The sequence below is a fragment of the Natrinema amylolyticum genome (assembly GCF_020515625.1).
GTDB classification, from domain to species: Archaea; Halobacteriota; Halobacteria; order Halobacteriales; family Natrialbaceae; genus Natrinema; species Natrinema amylolyticum.
Window position 1 is genome coordinate 167,139 of the sequence record NZ_JAIWPJ010000002.1, and the last position, 15,813, is coordinate 182,951.

At 66.2% G+C, this 15,813-nt stretch carries 17 protein-coding genes and 1 pseudogene; 13 read left to right on the top strand and 5 right to left on the bottom strand.

The features are described from left to right. The first annotated feature begins 41 nt into the window (after positions 1-41). The 9 genes and pseudogenes from LDH66_RS11050 to LDH66_RS11090 all read left to right on the top strand — a co-directional run bounded on the left by LDH66_RS11050 (position 42) and on the right by LDH66_RS11090 (position 9,222). A complete protein-coding gene (locus LDH66_RS11050; RefSeq protein WP_226481135.1) occupies positions 42-1,124 on the top strand; it encodes a tubulin/FtsZ family protein in 1,083 nt (360 codons plus the stop codon). A 397-nt stretch (positions 1,125-1,521) separates the two neighbouring features. Further along, the gene (locus tag LDH66_RS11055; protein ID WP_226481136.1) at positions 1,522-2,403 is read left to right on the top strand and encodes a coiled-coil protein; all 882 of its coding nucleotides are present in this window, start codon (positions 1,522-1,524) and stop codon (positions 2,401-2,403) included. 214 nt (positions 2,404-2,617) lie between these two features. Next, positions 2,618-3,052 (top strand): nuclear transport factor 2 family protein, encoded by a 435-nt coding sequence (locus LDH66_RS11060; protein WP_226481137.1) that lies wholly within the window; start codon positions 2,618-2,620, stop codon positions 3,050-3,052. A 90-nt stretch (positions 3,053-3,142) separates the two neighbouring features. Then, a complete protein-coding gene (locus LDH66_RS11065) occupies positions 3,143-4,516 on the top strand; it encodes a carboxylate--amine ligase (RefSeq protein WP_226482004.1) in 1,374 nt (457 codons plus the stop codon). Positions 4,517-4,705: 189 nt separating this feature from the next. Continuing rightward, the gene (gene sppA / locus LDH66_RS11070) at positions 4,706-5,701 is read left to right on the top strand and encodes a signal peptide peptidase SppA (protein WP_226481138.1); all 996 of its coding nucleotides are present in this window, start codon (positions 4,706-4,708) and stop codon (positions 5,699-5,701) included. A gap of 174 nt (positions 5,702-5,875) precedes the next feature. Then, complete coding sequence (locus tag LDH66_RS11075; protein ID WP_226481139.1) at positions 5,876-7,240, top strand: DUF373 family protein; 1,365 nt, start codon at positions 5,876-5,878, stop codon at positions 7,238-7,240. A 49-nt stretch (positions 7,241-7,289) separates the two neighbouring features. Further along, positions 7,290-8,015: a diphthine--ammonia ligase gene (locus LDH66_RS11080; RefSeq protein WP_226481140.1), complete on the top strand. Its 726-nt coding sequence runs from the start codon at positions 7,290-7,292 to the stop codon at positions 8,013-8,015. 195 nt (positions 8,016-8,210) lie between these two features. Beyond that, positions 8,211-8,338 (top strand): annotated as a pseudogene (locus LDH66_RS11085) (diphthine--ammonia ligase); the annotation flags it as partial. A gap of 419 nt (positions 8,339-8,757) precedes the next feature. Beyond that, positions 8,758-9,222 (top strand): YciE/YciF ferroxidase family protein, encoded by a 465-nt coding sequence (locus tag LDH66_RS11090; protein ID WP_226481141.1) that lies wholly within the window; start codon positions 8,758-8,760, stop codon positions 9,220-9,222. Here LDH66_RS11090 and LDH66_RS11095 read toward each other — a convergent pair. Beyond that, entirely contained in the window at positions 9,211-9,963 is a 753-nt protein-coding gene (locus tag LDH66_RS11095; protein WP_226481142.1) for a hypothetical protein, read from the bottom strand. The genes LDH66_RS11090 and LDH66_RS11095 overlap by 12 nt on opposite strands. Before the next feature lie 143 nt (positions 9,964-10,106). Beyond that, positions 10,107-11,078, bottom strand: a complete 972-nt coding sequence (locus LDH66_RS11100) for a nucleotidyltransferase family protein (protein ID WP_226481143.1) — start codon at positions 11,076-11,078, stop codon at positions 10,107-10,109. A 148-nt stretch (positions 11,079-11,226) separates the two neighbouring features. On the opposite strand from LDH66_RS11100, the gene LDH66_RS11105 reads away from it, so the two are divergent. Beyond that, positions 11,227-11,517 carry a transcriptional regulator gene (locus tag LDH66_RS11105; protein ID WP_226481144.1) on the top strand — a complete coding sequence of 97 codons (291 nt, stop codon included), beginning with the start codon at positions 11,227-11,229 and terminating at the stop codon, positions 11,515-11,517. Between the two features lie 189 nt (positions 11,518-11,706). After that, the gene (locus tag LDH66_RS11110; RefSeq protein ID WP_226481145.1) at positions 11,707-12,075 is read left to right on the top strand and encodes a DUF7344 domain-containing protein; all 369 of its coding nucleotides are present in this window, start codon (positions 11,707-11,709) and stop codon (positions 12,073-12,075) included. On the opposite strand, the gene LDH66_RS11115 is transcribed toward LDH66_RS11110, so the two are convergent. Next, entirely contained in the window at positions 12,072-12,566 is a 495-nt protein-coding gene (locus LDH66_RS11115; protein ID WP_226481146.1) for a Rieske (2Fe-2S) protein, read from the bottom strand. The two genes, LDH66_RS11110 and LDH66_RS11115, sit on opposite strands and share 4 nt — an antisense overlap. 96 nt (positions 12,567-12,662) lie before the next feature. Here LDH66_RS11115 and LDH66_RS11120 point away from each other — a divergent pair, with 96 nt between their 5' ends. Continuing rightward, complete coding sequence (locus LDH66_RS11120) at positions 12,663-13,772, top strand: saccharopine dehydrogenase family protein (RefSeq protein WP_226481147.1); 1,110 nt, start codon at positions 12,663-12,665, stop codon at positions 13,770-13,772. Positions 13,773-13,885: 113 nt separating this feature from the next. Then, positions 13,886-14,221, top strand: a complete 336-nt coding sequence (locus LDH66_RS11125; protein WP_226481148.1) for a hypothetical protein — start codon at positions 13,886-13,888, stop codon at positions 14,219-14,221. Between the two features lie 13 nt (positions 14,222-14,234). On the opposite strand, the gene LDH66_RS11130 is transcribed toward LDH66_RS11125, so the two are convergent. Next, the gene (locus tag LDH66_RS11130) at positions 14,235-15,107 is read right to left on the bottom strand and encodes an aminotransferase class IV (protein WP_226481149.1); all 873 of its coding nucleotides are present in this window, start codon (positions 15,105-15,107) and stop codon (positions 14,235-14,237) included. Then, positions 15,100-15,765: an anthranilate synthase component II gene (locus tag LDH66_RS11135; protein WP_226481150.1), complete on the bottom strand. Its 666-nt coding sequence runs from the start codon at positions 15,763-15,765 to the stop codon at positions 15,100-15,102. Before LDH66_RS11135 ends, LDH66_RS11130 begins: the two co-directional genes overlap by 8 nt. Between the last annotated feature and the right edge of the window lie 48 nt (positions 15,766-15,813).

The following is a 15,813-nucleotide window of genomic DNA, read 5'->3' on the forward strand; positions in this document are numbered from 1 at the left end:
TCACCGGAACGTTCAACAGGATTGGCAGAGATGCAACTGGTATGAAGGTAGCCCTGATCGGAGTCGGTCAGGCCGGCGGAAACGTCACCGAACGGCTCGCCCGGTTCGACGCGGACATGGGTTTCGGAGCCGTACAGGGCGCGCTGGCCGTCAACTCCGCGGAAGCCGACCTCCAGTCCCTCCAGTTCGTCGAGACGCAGTTGATCGGTGCCGACCGCGTGAACGGACACGGCGTCGGTGCCGACAACGAACTCGGTACGGAAGTGATGCAGTCGGACATCCAGCAAGTGCTGGACGGTCTCGACGGTCGAATCACCTCGAAATCGGAAGCCATCGTCGTGGTCGCCGGCCTCGGCGGCGGCACCGGCAGCGGCGGCGCGCCGGTCCTCGTCCACCACCTCCAACAGATCTACGATATCCCGGTCTACGCGCTCGGCGTCCTGCCGGGACGGAACGAAGGGGCGCTCTATCAGGCCAACGCCGGTCGCTCCCTGAAGACGCTCCTCCGGGAGGCCGATTCGACGCTGCTGATCGATAACGATGCCTGGCACGAACAGGGCGAGAGCATCGAGAGCGCATTCGAAACGATCAACGAACGGATCGCCAAGCGGGTCGGCCTGCTCTTCGCCTCCGGTGAGGCCGTCGAAGGGGTCGGGGAAAGCGTGGTGGACTCGAGCGAGGTCATCAACACCCTTCGCTCGGGCGGCGTCGCGACGTTGGGCTACGCCACCGAAGTCGCCAGCGAGGACAGCAGCGAGAACATCACCACCGCGATGACGGTCTCGAGACAGGCGCTGCTGACGGGAACGAGCCTGCCGGACGCGACGACGGCCGACTCGGCGCTGCTCGTCATCGCGGGCCGACCCGATGCGATCCCACGCAAGGGCGTCGAGCGGGCCCGCCGCTGGCTCGAGGACGAGACCGGGAGCATGCAGGTCCGCGGCGGTGACTTCCCGCTGGACAGCGACCGACTCGGCGCGCTCGTCCTGCTCGGCGGCGCGGAACGGTCCGACCGGATCGAGGCGTTCATGGAACGCGCTCGCGAGGCGAAAGATGCCCAGGAGGCGGGCGCAACGGACCACGCCGAGGAGTTCGCCGACGATCGGCTCGAGAACCTGTTCTAGTCGCACCGAACTGCCGAAACGCCTCTCTCAGAGGGACGAGTCGCCGCCGTGGTCGCCGAACGACTCGTCCACGATGGTACTTATATACGTCCGTCAGCCCATGGTACTTCCCAACACAGGGGAACGAGGTCCCTGCTAACGGTTTTCAGGGATATCGTGACCGGTACATTTAAACTATAGCGGCCAGTAGTATCAGTCACCAGAACGCCACCGGGGCGCGTATCGCTCGACGATCGATGACAGGAAATCTTATTCACCGAGGTTTCGCAGATCGTGAGCAGCCGCTTCGAACGGTCAGACGGCTATCCCCGAGTCACTCGCCCAGCGGTCGGCAAACGACTCGGACCGCCGTCAGACCGTTCCTCCGGTGCGGGTATGGCACAGAGGTTTGACTAACATGGTAGACGAATCGAAGAACATCGAACTGACAGAGGACGACTTAGAAAACAAATCGAAAGGACAGCTCATCAAGATGGCCGGTCAACTGCGGGACCGGCGAAACGAGCTGAACCAGATGGCCTCCGATCGGGCCTCCAAGCGCGACGATCTCAACGCGAAGACCCGCGAGAAAGTCGACGAAGCCCAAGAGCACCGCGAGAAACGCGACGAGCTCAACGAGCAGGTCCAAGAACACAAGGAGAGCCGTAACGAGCTCAACGCCGAAGCGAACGAGCTGTTCGACAAGGTCGAGCAGCTCAAGTCGGACATGGAGCTCGACGAGGGCAAGGACCTCGAGGAGCTCGAAGAAGAGATCGAGGACCTCGAGTTCAAACAGCAGACCGAGGTCCTCTCGAGCGAGGAAGAGAAGGAACTCATCGAAAAGATCGAGAGCAAGCGCGAGGAGTACGAGGAGCGCAAGCAGAAACTCGATCAGAACGAGGATCTCGAGGAGCTCGTCGAGGAAGCCGAGGAAGTGCGATCGGAAGCCTCCCAGCACCACCAGAAGGTGACGGAGCTCGCGGACAAGGCCCAGGAACATCACAATCAGATGATCGAGGCCTATCGCGAGGCCGACGACATCCGTGACGAGGCCGACGAGATGCACGAGAAGTTCGTCGAGGCCCAGGAGGCGGCCGACCGCCACCACGAGGACTTCGTCCGCGTCCAGAAGCGCCTGCGCGAACTGGACAAGCAGGAAGAAGAGGAGCGCAAGTCCGAACGCGACAAGAAGAAAGAAGAGGCCAAAGAGGAGGCCGAGGAAATCTATCAGAAGTTCAAGGAAGGCGAAACCCTCGACACCGAGGACCTGATGAAGCTCCAGAAGACGGGGCTGCTCTAAGTCGATTCCGTCTACCGCGATTTTTCTCCCCGAGTCTTCGGGGGTCTCGAGCGCTCGCGTAGCGACGGCTTCCCGCAGATCGTCCGGAACGTCGGCGAGTGCTCGCTCCCGTCTCCGGCCGAACGGGGGTGATTGTCGCCGCGACGTTCTCACCGCGTGTGACCGGATCGGACTCTTTTGTCCGTTCACGTTTTCGACGGGAACGAACACAGTCATGACAACGAACGGACAACGGTCGGTCGAACAAACGACGGTGCGGGAGCGCCTCACCGAGTTCTACGCCGCGTTCAATCGCGCCGTCACGGATCGGGGCGGAACGGACGAACTGGCAGCGATACTGGAAGGCGACGTCACCTGGACCGATGCTACGACCGGCGATCGCGCCGCGCGAACGGAAACGGGAATCGACGCGGTCCTCGAGAGCGCGGTGACGGCCCCCGGTCGGCACGCTGATCATCTCCAAGCGCTTCCCGAGCGGTTCGTCGACGCGGGTGAAACGATGATCGTAACGGGTGCCTACGTCGGAACGATCGACGGACGGGACTTCGACATCGGGTTCGTTCACGTGTTCGAGGCTCGAGACGGACGGATACAGAGGTGTACGGCCTACAGGGATACCGCCTTCGAGCAGCGGGTATTCGATGCCTAACACGGCGTATCCCGATCGAAACCGGAGCCGCGAACGACGTCTCGGGTTATCCGATCTATAACAATGCAACAAGACTCCCAGGTATCGGTCATGCAACGTCACAGGGACGACGCGAGCGTGCTCGTGCCCGGGATCGACGCACCGAGCACCGTTGCCTGTCTCCGCTCACTGCACCCGCGAGGCGTCCGGACCATCGTGGGCTCCGAGTCACGGTCGACGCCGGCGGCCAGCTCGGCCTACCGCGACGAGTTCGTTACGTTACCGGATCCGGAAACGGATCTCGCTGCATACGGGGATGCGCTGCTCTCGCTCGCCGAACGCCCAGCCGTTCGGACGATCATTCCGGTCCGTGAGGAAGACATCTACGTTCTCTCGAAGCGAAAGGCGGCGTTCGCCGACGAGATCGCGACGCCGTGGCCCGACTTCGAGACCCTTCGACGCGTCCAGGATCGCGTCGAACTCTTCGCGGCCGCCGAGACGGCCGGCGTCGGCGCTCCGGAGACCGAACTCCTCGATCAGTGGGACGACTGGAACCGCGAGACGATCGTGAAGCCGCGCTACACCGTGGCGTCGCCCACCTATCTCGGAGCGCGGTTCGACGACGCGGAGATCGGGTCGACCGAGTACCAGCGGCCGGGGACGCGGCCGGACCCGCAGACGGTCGTCGAGAAACGCGGCCACACCCCGCTCGTCCAGGAGCGGATCCCCGACTCGAGGGAGTTCGGCTTCTTCGCGCTCTACGACCACGGCGAGCCGGTCGCGACGTTCCAGCACTGTCAGCGTCGGGGCTGGGAGTACTGCGGCGGCCCCAGCGCCTACCGAGAATCGGTCCACATTCCGGAGCTCGAGACCGCCGGTCGCGCGCTCCTGAGCGAACTCGAGTGGCACGGGCTCGCGATGGTGGAGTTCCTGCGCGATCCCGCGGACGGGGAGTTCAAGCTGATGGAGATCAATCCGCGGTTCTGGTCGTCCCTGCCGTTCTCGGTCCGGGCAGGTGCCGACTTCCCCTACTACTACTGGCAGCTGGCGATGGACGAGCCGATCAGGTCTGAACCGACCTACGAGGTCGGGATGGGCGGCCATCTGCTGCGGGGCGAACTCAGCTACCTGCACAGCGTGGCGACCCAGGAGTACCCGCTCGTCGAGCGGCCGTCGTTCGGCGCGGCCGCCCGCGAGGTCGCCACGTCGCTCGTTCGCCATCCCCGATTCGACTACGCGGTCGCCGACGATCCGGTGCCGTTCTTCCAGGACGGCGTGAACCTCGTGCGTGCGTGGCTCGACAGTCGGTCCGACGAAGACGAGGAGGAGGCCGCTGCGACCGACGCGAATCTCGAGACCGAGATCGAGCCCGAAATCGCGGACGACGCGACGGAATCGACCGAGACGGAGCCGGTCGCGGACGGGGACCCGACGCGGTCGGCCCAGACCGACGGCGGGTCGACGTCCGACTCGCGGCGACCCTAGCGCGCCGGACCCGCGTACCCGTCCGTCGCCATTTCGCCCGCTCGCCCGGTGAGATCGGCATCCGATCCGAGCGCGAACGGCCCGCCGAGTGTCTCCTGAAATCGGTCGACGGCGCTGATTCGTCGTCTCGGAACGTCAACGCTTAACGGGAACCGCTCCCAGGTATCGATATGAATCGAGGTGCTGTCCGTGGTCAGTAGCGGCGGGATGGATCGACTCCTGACGGTCGTGCTCGGTGGACTCGCGTCCGCGGCGGTCGCCATCGCCCTCTTCATCGTCTACCCGGAGACGCTGGCGGATCTGTTGGGCGTGCTGGTCGCGCTCGCGGTCGTCCTCGTCGGTCTGCGGTTCGCGAGCAACGCAGCCGACTCGCTGTTTCCGACCTACGACGTCGCCGAGGTCGCCGTCGAGGGGCCGATCAGTCGAGACGGCGGTGGCGGCCCGCTCCCGACGAGTCCGGGCGCGACGCCGGCCGACGACGTCGTCGACCAGATCGATCGCGCGAACGACGACGAGAACGTGCGAGCACTCCTCCTGAAGCTGAACACGCCCGGCGGCGAGGTCGTCCCCAGCGACGACATCCGTCTCGCGGCCGAGCGCTTCGACGGCCCGACCGTCGCCTACGCGACCGACGTCTGTGCCAGCGGCGGCTACTGGATCGCCAGCGGCTGTGACGAACTCTGGGCTCGCGAGGGATCGATCGTCGGCTCGATCGGCGTCATCGGTTCGCGGGTCAACGCCAGCGACCTCGCCGAGAAGGTCGGCCTCTCCTACGAACGGTTCGCCGCCGGGGAGTTCAAGGACGCCGGCACCCCGCTGAAAGAACTCGAGGACGAGGAACGCGAGTACCTGCAAGGACTGATCGACGACTACTACGAGACGTTCGTCGAGCGGGTCAGCGACGGCCGCGATCTCGAGCCGGAGTTCGTTCGCGACACCGAGGCGCGGATCTATCTCGGCGAGGAGGCCTACGACATGGATCTGGTCGACCACCTCGGGACGCGACGGGAGATCGAGGACGAACTCGCCGACCGTCTCGACACCGACGAGGTGGCCGTCGAGGAGTTCGAACCCGAGCGACCGCTGATGGCTCGCGTCGGCGCGGGTGCCCAGCAGGTCGCGTACGCCTTCGGTGCCGGGATCGCCGGCCTCGGCGACGGACGCGGGTTTCGACTGCGGAGCTGACCGCGGCGCTCCCGCGCTCGCAGTGACTGCGTCGGTCGCGTCGACCGCGTCGGCCGCGTCGGCGTAGCCAGGTGGCTCCCGCTCAGCGGTCGACACGCTTCCGGAACCGATACCGGCGCGAACGTATTCGAACGAGTGAGTGGTTTTATCGTTGCACAGAATGCATCGCCTACCGTGACAACGCTGGTCGTCTGCCTCGATCGGACCGACGACGTGGGCCGCAAGACCGGTCTCCGGTCGCCCGTCGTCGGCTGGGAGGCAGTCCGCGCGCTCGTGACCGACGTCGGCCTCGCGGATCCGGAGGACTCGGGAGTGAACACGCTGCTCGAGTCGCTGCGGGTCGCCCAGAACTTACGCGACGAGAACGAGGAGGTCGTCGTCGCGGTCGTCTCGGGGGACCACGAGTCGATGGTGTCGGCCGATCGGGCGGTCGCCGAGCAACTGGACGATCTCATCGCCGAGTACGACCCGGATTCGGCGGTCGTGGTGACCGACAGTGCGGAGGACGAACGCCTGATTCCGATCGTCGAGAGCCGCGTTCAGGTCGACTCCGTCGATCGGGTCGTCGTTCGCCAGGCCCGCGACATCGAGTCGACCTACTACCTGCTCAAGCAGTTCCTCGCCGACGAGGAGTTGCGCCAGACCGTCCTCGTCCCGATCGGGTTGGCCCTGCTCGTCTTCCCGCTGCTCGCGACCACGGTCGGCCCCGCACAGGGTGCGGCCGCGATCACCGCCGTCATCGGCCTCTTCTTGCTCTACAAAGGGTTCAACGTCGACGAGCGCCTGGCTCGGTTGGCCCGCCAGACGCAGGAATCGCTGTACTCCGGGCAGGTGTCGGTCGTCACCTACGTGGTCGCCGCGGGACTGACGTTCGTCGGCCTGTTCGTCGGCGCGCTCGGCGTCTCGAACCTCGGGGAGACGCCGGGCGTGGTGATCCCGGCGACGCGGTTCGCCTTCGACAGCATCCCCTGGCTGGCGATGGCCGCGCTGACCGCCAGTGCCGGCCGACTGCTCGACGAGGCGATCGGTGACGATCCGGTCCGGACCTCCTTTCTCAACCTCCCGTTTATTGTCGTCGCGGTGAGTCTGGTCGTTCGCGGGTTCTCCGCGTACTTCCTCGAGCAACAGGGCGTGATCGAGCCGTTTGTCGTCCCGGCAAACGAGTTCCTCATCTTCTCGAACGAGCGGTTCGTGATGGTCGCCGGCGAACGCCTCGCCCTGTTCGTCGTCACCGCGATCGTCATCAGCCTCGTCGGAGCGCGGATCGCGTCCTCGCTCAGCGGTTCGGCCGAGGCCGCCCAACGGAGCGACGGCGGTTCGGAGCCGGAGCTCACTAACGGCGGAACGGCGGCCGAAGCGGGCGTCGACCCCGACCCCGAAGCCCCGTCCGACGCGGTCGAGAATCCCGAGTCGGAGCCCGGGCCGGACCGGCGCGACCCCGAACTCACCGACGGCGGTGCCGATGCAAACCGGGGCGCTAACGCGAACCCGAGTTCCGACCCGAACCCGGGTTCTGACGCCGGCGATCGGGACCCCTGACTCGATCCCGACTCGGTATTCATTTACCCGCGCCGAGCGACCACTGACTATGAGCGACGCAGACGGCACGTGGGTCAGCCTCTTTTCGGGCGGCAAGGACTCCTCGTGGGCGCTGTATCGGGCCCTCGAGCAGGGCCTTCCCGTCGAGCGACTGGTCACCGTCCACCCCGCGGGCGACTCGTACATGTATCACGTCCCCGCGACGGAGTTGGCCGCGCTGGCGGCCGAGAGCATCGGGATCGAACTGCTCGACGTCGAACCCGAGGACTTCGAGGCCGACGCGGCCACCGATTCGGGCGCGCAGGGCGACGACGAACTCGAGCCCCTCGAGGCCGCGCTCGAGGACCTCGATCGCGAACTCCCCGGCGGCATCGCGGGCGTCACTGCAGGCGCCGTCGAGAGCGAGTACCAGACGAGCCGCATTCAGGGGATGTGTGACCGCCTCGACTGCGACCTCTTCGCCCCGCTCTGGCAGGAAGAGCCCCGCGAACTGGCCGACGCGATGCTCGATGCCGGGTTCGAAATCGCGATCATTCAGGTCGCGGCCCACGGGCTGGACGAGTCGTGGCTCGGACGAACGCTCGACCGGGCGGCGATCGAAGACCTCGAGGCCCTCCACGAGGAGTACGGCGTCCACATTCTGGGCGAGGGCGGCGAGTTCGAGACGTTCGTGGTGGACGGGCCGCACATGGATCGGCGGATCGACCTCGAGTACGAGACTGAATGGGAGGGAACGCGGGGGCGACTGCGGATTACGGACGCGAAATTAGTGTAGGGCAGTGTACCGCGAGCGAACGGAAGCGCGGCGCTACGCGCCGCGTTAAGACGAGCGGCCCCGGCCGCGAGTCAGTGAGCGAGCGGCTTTTTGATCTCTTTGCGAACAAAGTGAGCAAAGGTCAGCGAGAGCTTGGCTCTCGCCAGACAGATTTTTGCGCGAGGGGTGAGGGAGCGACGCGACCGAACCCGAGCGGAAAAAGGTGATTCTGAGACGTTCGTGGTGGACGGACCGCACATGGACCGGCGGATCGATCTCGAGTACGAGCGCGAGTGGAGTGGACGCGTGGGCGACTGCGGATCACGGACGCACGGCTCGAGTAACAGTCAACGTCCCGGAATGATCTGATCCGGAAATGAAACTGGTAGCGGAGAGTATTCTGCTACCGTGGCAACAGGGAATCGCCACGCCCTCCCCAACCGATTCGCTCGCTGCTCACGGTTCCCGTCGGTCACCGTTCGCGTTCCGAGGCGCTCACAGTGTTCGCGCCTCGCTCCGCTCGCTCATCCCTCGCATGGCTTCGAGCTGCGGTTCGTCTCTGACTCACCGCAGCACAGCGCGCGCCACCGCAGACGAGTGGCCGATTCGGCGTGACACGTACTACTGAGGGATTCAGTAGCTGGCACAAGAGGGACCAAAATCCGTTCGATGACGCCCTCTACGGATGCACGACTCGAGTCGGCGTCGGGACGTTTCGAGTGACGGGCCAACCGCTATGCGCTCGTGCGTCGACGGTCCGGCTATGATCGAAACCGATCGAGACCTGTTCGTCCGGGAGCTGCGGGAGCTCTACCACATCGAGCGCGAACTCGAGGAGCTCCAGTCGGGGCTGGCCGAGGCCGCGACCGACGAGGAGCTCGAGGAGTTCTTCATGGCGCACAGCGAGGCTACGACGGAGCAGATCGGTCGTCTCGAGCCCATCTTCGAGGGGATCGAAGCCGAACCCGCCCCGGTCGAGAACCCGGCGCTCGAGGGGTTGCGAACGGACCGCGAGGAGATAGTCAACGATCTGAACGATCCGGTGCTGGGAGATCTCGTCGAGACCGAACTGGGGCGGGGGATCGAACGCCTCGAGATCACGAAGCTCGAGACGCTGCTGACGCTCGCCGATCGGATGAACCTGCCCGCCGCGATCGTCGACCCGCTCGAGACGACGAAGGCGGAGGCAGAGAACGGGCTCGCGGAAGTCAGGGAGCTAACGGCCTGAGTCGGTCGGTCGAAACCGAGCAGTCGCCGCACCGATACCCCGCCGGTGGATGTCGCTCGTCGCCTCGCGGTCGGTCGCGTCCGTCCCGAGCCACCACGCGAGGCGGTCGATCTCGAGCGGCGTGTACGACGATTCGATCGCCAGCCACTCGACGGACGCGATCGTCCGCAGTGCCGTCGCGGTGTCGAGCGGCGACGACGCGAGGTCCTCGTCGATAGCGTCGATTAGGTCCACGACCGCCGGCACGGGTCTGATCGCCTCGACGCCAGCGAGCTGGCGCAGGTACTGGCCCGTCGAGGGGCCGACGCCGGCGATCGAGCCGATGGGGTCCTCGTCGTAGCGGTAGTGGTCGACCGATTCCGCCCAGCCGATCAGCGACACCAGATCGTCGGACTCGGGCCGGTCGGCGAGGACGCGGGCGGCCTCGAGCAGAACGCGGCGCTTTCGCTCGGCACCGAATGCGGCCACGAGTTCGTCGTCCTCGCGGTCGAGCGCGGCGAGGTTCCGAAACGAGTCGACGCGGCCGGTCGCGACGAACGCGTCGCGAAATCGGGCGACGGCGGGCTCGATGCCGCCGAGAAAGCGCTGGCCGGTCGTCGACGCGGCGGCCTCGGCGAGGAGCGAGAGCGGCTCGTCACCGGTCCAGCGCCGGTGCTCGCGGTATTCGGCCGCGAGTTCCTCACAGGGAACGCCGTCTGCGTACCGCTCGAGGACCGCCCGTACCGACTGGTCGGGATTCATGCGCGTCGTCCGAAGATATCATATCGAGGACTGATAGCTGTGTCGACCGATTCGAGACGGCAGGGGTCGATTCGCGCCGTCACGGTGGCGGTGCGCGTCGTTGCCGGAGTTCGAGCCCGAGTCGAAGCGGACGGGGACGGGGATTACTCCGAGCCGTTGGTAATCGTCGTGTGCGCACCGATGAGCGCTCCCGCGAGGTCCAGGTCCTCGATGTGGGTCCCCTGATCGATGATCGAGCGGCGGATGTCGCCGTTTCGAACCGTCGCGTCCGGGAAAATGACCGTGTGTTCGAGGTCGGTTCCCTCGAGGGTTGCGCCGTCCATGACGTGGACATTCTCGCCGATCGTAGCGTCTTCCAGCGTCGCCGAGTCGGCGACCAGCGAGTCGCCGTCCAGGTGCCAGGCGACGGCGTCGAGGTAGCTCTCGGGAGTGCCGATATCGAACCACGCACCCTCGAAGGTGTAGGCGTAGGTGGCTTCGCGGTTCTGGAGCCACTGGACGAACCAGCCCGGCTCGTCGGGGTTGTTGCCGTCTTCGAGGTAGGTCGGGAGGAGGGAGAGCGAGTCCTGTGGGAACGCGTAGCAGGCGATCGAGACGAGCGTGCTCTTCGGATCGTCGGGTTTCTCCTGAAAGTCGACGACGCGGTCCCCCTCGAGTTCGACCAACCCGTAGGACGTGGCTTTCTCGCGGGAGCCGACGTCGTAGGCGGCGAGCGTGGGCGCGTCTCGTTCCTGGAAGTCGTCGAGGAACTCGGCGATGTCGAAGCTGATCAGGTTGTCGCCGGCGATGATCAGCAGGTCGTCGTCGACGTTCTCGCGGTCGATCAGCTGGGCGAGCGCACCGACGACGCCGAACTTGTCGTCTTCCTCGGTCGTGTCCTCGATCGAGAGCGTTGGCTTGTCGAACTCGCTGTCGGCGAGGTGGGCCTCGAAGTCGGGTGCGAACCGCTCGTTAGTGCTGACGTAGACCTCCTCGATCCGTTCGTCAGCCTCGAGCTCCGCGAAGATGCGATCGATGACGGTCGACTCACCGATCGGGAGGAACATCTTGGGCCGGTGTTTGGTAATCGGCCACATTCGCGTCGCGTACCCGCCTGCAAGGACGACGGCCTTCATGAACCGGACTTCACTTGGCGGCGGTAAGTTACTTGCCCTTTCAGGGGACCCGAAACCGAGGTTCGACGGGTCGTCGGTCACGAGGCTGGCTTCGATCCGGCGGACTCGCAGCCGGGAGTATAAATGCGAGACCCCCGTGAGCCAACGTATGCGCGAGGCCGACGAAACGACGCGACAGAAGCTCGCCGACGCGCTCCGCGCCGAGCCGGCGACGCCGAGCGAGCTCGCGACCCGGTTCGATCTCACGCCGCACGCGGTGGTCCGCCACGTCGAACACGTCTCGCAGTCGGTCGACGGAACGGACGAACGGCTGCTCGTCGCGCCGCCGACCTGTCGGGACTGCGGATTCGACGACTACGACGACCTGCTGAACCTCCCCTCGCGGTGTCCCGACTGTAAGAGCGAGTCGATCGACGAGCCGACGTTCACCATCGAGTGAGCACTGACAGTCATCGACGGCGGACTGTCAGCCCGCTCTCTCGTTCCGACTCCGATCCGATACTAATATTTACGGTGCAAGCGAGAACCCGATACGAACCCTCGAGCGAACGGCGGTTCCGCGTCCGATCGACGGCGACTGCCGTCCGCTCGCCGTCGCGACCGTTCGACTCGAGACCACGGAGCACATATGACTTCCAGACCCCACTCGGAGCGCGACTGCGTCGAGTCCGTACAGACAGTCCTCGACTGGCTCGACGAACAGGACGGAGCCGACGCGTCGGCGGAGTCGCTCGACGACGCCTTCGCCCTCCTCGCCGACCAGCGTCGTCGACTGCTGCTTGCAGTCATGCGGACCTACGGCGAAGAACTGACGCTGCCGGACGCGGCCGAGGAAGTCGCCGTTCGCGAAACGGGACACAACGTGACGAACATCTCGGCCGAACGGGTCAGGGAGGTGTATCTCTCACTCTATCACGATCACCTGCCGCGGCTCGTCGACGCCGGCCTGCTCGAGTACGATCAGGAGCGGGATCTGGTCGCTCCGACTGCAGTCTAAAACTCCACGTTCGAGGTCGAGGCCCGATCGAGGTCGTCGCTCTCGAGGGGGCCGGTACCGACGAACTCGTACTCCTCGTCGGTCAGGTAGACGTCGCCGTCCGAGACGGTGATCTCGAGATCGGTGAGGTACGCCCCCTCACAGGGGCCGAAGGTACAGCGTCCGGAGTCGGCCTCGAAGTACGCGCCGTGGTTCGCACAGATGAGTTCGCCGTCTCGCATCGGCGCACCCGAGCCCTTGTCCAGTTTGATGTGCGTGAGATGCTGGCAGTAGTTCAGCCAACAGGCGATCCTGTCGTCAGCGTCCGCCGCCGGATCCGTCTGGTCGCCGCCGTCCGGTGCTGGATCCGTCGGGTTACCGCCGTCCGTCGCTGCCACCCCGTCGACGACGAGAATCGCTTCCCGTTCCTCGCCCGATTCGTCGGCGACGCGAAAGAGGAACGTCGAGTCGTCGGGAACGTCCGCGAGCGCCGTGATCCGTCCTGCGTCCATTATCAACCGTTTACCGGTCGGTCGTCCTGAACGTTACGACCACTGGCGAGCAAATGTCTGACTGAGTTTTAAACACCTCTCTCCCAAACGCCGCCTATGGACTCGCTTCTCATCTATGGCTCCTACGGCTACACGGGGCGGCTGATCGCGCGCGAGGCCGTCGCGCGCGGCGGCTCTCCCGTCGTCGCCGGCCGCGACGGCCGCGCGGTCGCCGCGCAGGCCGACGACCTCGGCGTCGAGGGGCAGACCTTCGACCTCGAGTCGGCGGATCTCGACGCGTCTATCGCTCCCTTCGATGCGGTTTTGAACTGCGCCGGACCGTTCGCCGAGACGGTCGGTCCACTGGTCGAGGCCTGTCTCGAGACGCAGACGGACTATCTGGACATCACGGGCGAGTTCTCCGTCTTCGAGCGGCTCCGCCAGCGCGGCCCCGCGGCTCGCGAGGCGGAGATCACGCTGCTCCCCGGCGTCGGCTTCGACGTCGTGCCCTCCGACTGTCTGGCGGCCTTTCTCGCCGACCAGCTTCCCGACGCAGATCGATTGGCACTCGGGATCAAAGGCGGCGGTAGCCTCTCGCGGGGGACTGCCCGAACGCTCGTCGACCAACTCGGTAGCGGCGGCGTCGTTCGCCGAAACGGACGACTCATCCAGGTGCCGACCGCGTTCCGAACCCGTGAGGTCGACTTCGGCGACGGCCCCGAACACGCCGTTACGATCCCATGGGGCGACGTCGTCACCGCCCCCCATAGCACCGGTATCGAATCGGTCGAGGTCTACGCCGCCGCGCCGTCGTGGGCGAGCCGGGCCCTCTCGGCGGCCGACTCCCTCGCCTGGCTCTTCGAGCGCCGGCCCGTCGAGGGGGTCCTGAAGCGACTGATCGACGCTCGCCTCGACGGCCCGAACGAACGGGAGCTCGCGACCGGCAGCGCCGTCGTCTGGGGGGAAGTCATCGACGAAGCCACCGGTCGACGGGCGCGCGCCAGGCTCCGAACGCCGAACCCCTACGCGCTCACCGCCGAGTCTGCGGTGACGGCCGCCCAACGGGTTCTCCGGGATGTGGGTCGGATCCCGAACGGATTTCAGACGCCCGCGTCGGCCTTCGGGAGCGAGTTCGTCCTCGAGCTCTCGGGGACGGAGCGGGAACTCGTAGACGCGCCGGCGGAATCCGGCGAGATGAATCGACCGGTCGCCGAGTCCGACGACTGACGGGACCAGACACTGGAAAGACATTTTAAACCAACAGGTCGTCGTAGCTACAGCTGCCCTCCAATCGGCCGACCCTTCGTGAACGGTTCAGCGACGACTTGCACTCCGGCTCCTTGCCGGTCCTGCCCACCGCAGTGCCGATCGCGATGGCGGTCGCGCTCGGGAGCGCATCGCACTGGGGCGAGTCCGCCAGCGGAGTACTCCTGCTCGTGACGATCGGCGTGCTCGTCCCCGCCGCACACGAAGCGCATCGGCCCCAGGACCGGTCCCGGTCGCGTGACGTGGCGTGGACCGTTGCCGCCTCGGCCGTCGCGACCGGGTTGTTCGCCGGTGGCTATCTGCTCGCCGGGACGGTGCTCGCCGATCCGACCCACCGCGGGGTACTCGCCTTCGGCGGGGCGTCCATCGCCGGCTGGACGCTGTCGTCGCTGTTGGGACGGAAGCGGTGAGACCGAGGAGCCGTCACTCGTAGCACCGTTTCTCGACGCGCTCGTCGTACAGATGCGACAGTCGATCCGTCACGGGGCCGCCCCCGATTTCCCGCCCGTCGAGCGTCGCGATCGGACGCAGCTCCCACGTTCGATTCGTCAGAAATGCCTCGTCGGCCTCGAGCACGTTGGCCGGCTCGTACCGTCCCTCGCGGACCGGGAATCCGGCGTCGCGAGCTATTTCAAGCACGATATCGCGGGTGATCCCTGGCAGCACGGGCCCGTCGGTCGTCGGCGTGTGGAGCGTGTCGTCGCGGACGAACCATAGGTTGCTCGTAGCCCCCTCCGTAACGTGCCCCTCGAGGTCGCACATGAGCGCTTCGTCCGCCTCGTCCTCGAGTTCCGCGCGAGCGAGAATTCCGTTCAGGTAGTTGTGCGTCTTGGCCGCGGCCGGGATCGCCTCGTCGGGGACCCGTCGCGTTTCGACCGTCTCGACCGTCGCCGGACCGTCCCAGACCGGGTCGCTCTCGAGGCCGCCCCGCGGAAGCGGTTTGACGTAGACGACGACGGTCGGATCGACATCGGGTTGCGGAGTGAGTTTCCCCGGCTGAACGCCGCGCGTGATCGAGAGGCGGACGTAGGCGTCCGCGAGGTCGTTGGCCGCGAGCGTCTCGTCGATCCGCTCCCGGATATCTGCGGCGGTGAGTCCGTGCTCGAGCGAGAGGGCCTCGCAGGTTCGCTCAAGGCGCTCGACGTGGGCGTCCCACGCGAAGATTGTCCCGCCGTAGGCCCGGAGCGTCTCGAAGGCGGCGTCGCCGTACCGGAAGCCCCGATCGTCGACGCTGACGGTGGCCTCGCCGGCGGGCACGAGGTCGCCGTCGACGTGGTAGCGCAAGTCGTCACTCATTCCGGGCCCCTCCGCTCCGTTCGTCGCGACCGTCGGGACGCCGGTCGGCAGTCGCGGCGAACCGACAGAAGTTCGCGATCAGTCGCTTGCCCAGCTCGAGCGAGATACCGTCGTCGCGCGCGGCGTCCTCGTGACCGCGCGTGAGGATGCTCTCAGGGTGAAATTGCACACCGATGTGGGGCCGCTCGCGGTGGCGGACCGCCATCAGGACGCCGCGCTCGTCAGTTGTCCAGGCGGTCTCCTCGAGCGAGGCCGGCAGGTCCGCGCGATCGACTGCCAGTGAGTGGTAGCGCCCGACCTGAAAGCTCTCAGGCAGGCCGTCGAAGAGTCCCTCGCCATCGTGGCCGACCGTCGACGGCTTCCCGTGGACGACCTCGGGAGCGTGCACCACCGGCGCACCGTTGGCCGCACAGAGGGCCTGATGGCCCAGACAGACGCCCAGAATCGGGTAGTCGGTCTCGGCGAACAGCGGAATCGAGATCCCGGCCTCCTCGGGCGTTCCCGGCCCCGGCGAGACGACGATCCCGGTCGGCTCGAGGTCGCGAACGCCCGCGAGATCGATCTCGTCGTTGCGCCGGACGAGCACCTCGTCCGCGACTTCGCCGACGTACTGGACGAGGTTGTAGGCGAACGAATCGTAGTTGTCGACGACGAGCAACCTTTTGCTGCGGTCACTCGCTGACGCTCGTTCCCTGGCAAAACGTTG

Excerpts from the sequence above, each read along its gene's own strand:
- LDH66_RS11090 (WP_226481141.1), top strand. The coding sequence starts at position 8,758 with ATGATCGAAACCGATCGAGACCTGTTCGTCCGGGAGCTGCGGGAGCTC.
- LDH66_RS11130 (WP_226481149.1), bottom strand. The coding sequence starts at position 15,107 with ATGAGTGACGACTTGCGCTACCACGTCGACGGCGACCTCGTGCCCGCC.
- LDH66_RS11055 (WP_226481136.1), top strand. The coding sequence starts at position 1,522 with ATGGTAGACGAATCGAAGAACATCGAACTGACAGAGGACGACTTAGAA.
- LDH66_RS11105 (WP_226481144.1), top strand. The coding sequence starts at position 11,227 with ATGCGCGAGGCCGACGAAACGACGCGACAGAAGCTCGCCGACGCGCTC.
- LDH66_RS11115 (WP_226481146.1), bottom strand. The coding sequence starts at position 12,566 with ATGGACGCAGGACGGATCACGGCGCTCGCGGACGTTCCCGACGACTCG.
- LDH66_RS11110 (WP_226481145.1), top strand. The coding sequence starts at position 11,707 with ATGACTTCCAGACCCCACTCGGAGCGCGACTGCGTCGAGTCCGTACAG.
- LDH66_RS11050 (WP_226481135.1), top strand. The coding sequence starts at position 42 with ATGAAGGTAGCCCTGATCGGAGTCGGTCAGGCCGGCGGAAACGTCACC.
- LDH66_RS11100 (WP_226481143.1), bottom strand. The coding sequence starts at position 11,078 with ATGAAGGCCGTCGTCCTTGCAGGCGGGTACGCGACGCGAATGTGGCCG.
- LDH66_RS11060 (WP_226481137.1), top strand. The coding sequence starts at position 2,618 with ATGACAACGAACGGACAACGGTCGGTCGAACAAACGACGGTGCGGGAG.
- LDH66_RS11095 (WP_226481142.1), bottom strand. The coding sequence starts at position 9,963 with ATGAATCCCGACCAGTCGGTACGGGCGGTCCTCGAGCGGTACGCAGAC.
- LDH66_RS11065 (WP_226482004.1), top strand. The coding sequence starts at position 3,143 with ATGCAACGTCACAGGGACGACGCGAGCGTGCTCGTGCCCGGGATCGAC.
- LDH66_RS11080 (WP_226481140.1), top strand. The coding sequence starts at position 7,290 with ATGAGCGACGCAGACGGCACGTGGGTCAGCCTCTTTTCGGGCGGCAAG.
- LDH66_RS11120 (WP_226481147.1), top strand. The coding sequence starts at position 12,663 with ATGGACTCGCTTCTCATCTATGGCTCCTACGGCTACACGGGGCGGCTG.